This is a genomic window from Mesorhizobium sp. M4A.F.Ca.ET.020.02.1.1, from assembly GCF_004022645.1.
Lineage (GTDB): Bacteria > Pseudomonadota > Alphaproteobacteria > Rhizobiales > Rhizobiaceae > Mesorhizobium.
On the sequence record NZ_RZOI01000889.1, the window covers coordinates 1 to 2,169 of the forward strand.

General features: G+C 64.8%; 1 protein-coding gene. It reads right to left on the reverse strand.

Translation table 11 applies throughout. The features are described from left to right. Positions 1-2,169, reverse strand: a 2,169-nt coding sequence (locus EN742_RS38365) for a hypothetical protein (protein ID WP_189375701.1), incomplete at both ends; no start/stop codon positions are given.

A 2,169-nucleotide genomic window follows, 5' to 3' on the forward strand; every position in this document is an offset into this window, starting at 1 on the left:
CCGAAATCAGGCTGTGCAGGTCGGTCAGCGCGCCCGCCGGTGCCAGATCGATGGCCGTGCCGGCCAGGGCGTTTGCCAACGTGGTCGCCAACTTGACGCTCTGCCCATCGGGCGAAGCGATGATGTAATAGTAGCCGCCGTCGGTGAGCCCGCCGATGGTGGTGGTCACTGCATCGTAGCGCACCAACTGACCGGTATAGAAACGGTTCTCGACGCCGAGGAAGATCTGGTTCGTCAAGCCAGCGACACGGCCGGTGTCGAAGCCCATGCCGAGCGGCAGGCCGGCGCTGTCGACGATGTCGATGTTCACTCGCGTGCCGGTCGCGCCGATGTTCTCGTCGGCGCGAATGTTCAGGATGTGCGTGCGGATCAGCGACTGGCGGCCATCACTGCCGGTGACGCCGCGATCGTTGGTGGCGAGCACCGATCCGTCCGTGTTGACTATCGACGTCGTACCGATCGGGTTCTCAATCGTACCATTGATGTAGATATCGGAATGGCCACCGGTGTCGGTGATCTCGATCAGTGTCGGCGCGACTTCGCGCACCACGTTGAAGGTCAGTGTCACGCTCTGCGACGGATTGAGCCATGCCAGCGGCTGCTCGTCGGTGACGACATCGATATTGTTGATGATGATGTCCTTGTCGGACTCGTTGCGGATCGACACGCGCTGCAACGTATCGCGGAACGTCCAGGTGCCGCCTGCGCCGGTCATCGAGTTCGAATCGAAAACCACGTCGCCCGGACCCGGATTGACGATGTCGTTGACGACAATGTCGTTGCTTTGGATCGTGCTGCCTTGGCCTTCGGTGGCACTGCCGCCGCCCGCGGTGTCGTTGACCGACACTTCGACCGCGACATCGATCTCGCCGTCGGCGCCGATGACCAGTTGCTTGACGACCAGTTCGGGTGCACGGCCGGAAAGGATCAGCACGTCGGAATTGAAGTTGATCGATTGCGGCCTGTCATCCGGACTGCTGCCGCTCGACCCGCCGGCGGCGAGCGAGCGCTTGCTGTGATCGGCGTCATCCGTCTGCGAGATCGAGCCGTTCACGGTCGAGGCAAACAGGGCCAAGTGCTCGGCCGAGCTTCCAGGTTCCTGCGGATAATCCGGGTGTCCGAGCACGGCATCGTTGTTGTCGCGCGGGCCGGCTGTCACCAAGGCGCCTGCCGCGCCGAAAATCTCGGAGGAGACGTCGGTGTCGTTATGCGCGTCGGAATCGACGAAGCCGAACAGGCCCGTCGAGCGGGCATAGGATTTCGCATGCGTGACGACGTCGTTGTAGCGGGTGATGAGGTCGACACCTTCCCAACCGGTCAGGTCGGCGCCGGCATTGATCCGCACCTGCGCATCCGGCCGTGCCGTGATCGTGCTTTCCGCCTCGCCTTCGCCATAGAATCCGGCGCCGCGCCCGTCGCTGCCGGAGAAGACATGGAACTTGTCGACCCGCGCCGCAAGCGAGGTGCGCCGCGCGCTGAGCACGGCGTTGGCCGCCAGCGAGACGATGGCGTCGGCCTGGTCGGCGTCCGGATCGCCATCGGGCGTGCCAATATTGACGTGCGTGATGGCGTCGCCATCGCCGCCGAAGCCGACGCCGGAGGCAGTCGATTTGGCCGTCACATCGACGGAGGCGTTCGCCGTGCCCTTGGCCAGTTGCCCGGCCAGCACGATGGCGTTGGAGCCGATGGTAGACGTGGTGTTGTACTCGATCCGCACGTCGGTGACCGGATCGGCCAGGCCGACCGCGCCGCCGGCGCTCGACTGCGAGGACGCGCTGGTGATGGCGTTGCTCGCCGAAGCCAGCGTGAAGTTCTTGCCCGCGACGATGCGCGTGTTGTCGCTGATCGTCGCCGCGCTTGTTATGTCCTGGTAGCTCCGCGCATCGGCGTCGCCGATGGCGACGAAGCCGCCGGTGCCGTTGACCGCGTAGGAAGAGGTGTTGGTCGTCGCCGATGTGCTGACGGTGACGTCGCCCACGGTGGTGATCTGCGTCGCCGAAATCGTCGCCGAGACGTTCGGATTGCTGATGATGTCGGCGTCGTTGATCTGCACGCCGACGAAGCCGCCGCCGGACCCCTTGGCGTAGGCGGAGGATACCCCGTCGCCCGATTGCGGAGCAATTTCGCTGAGCGGAACCTCGCCCGGGCCGAAAAGGAACTGGCCCGGCG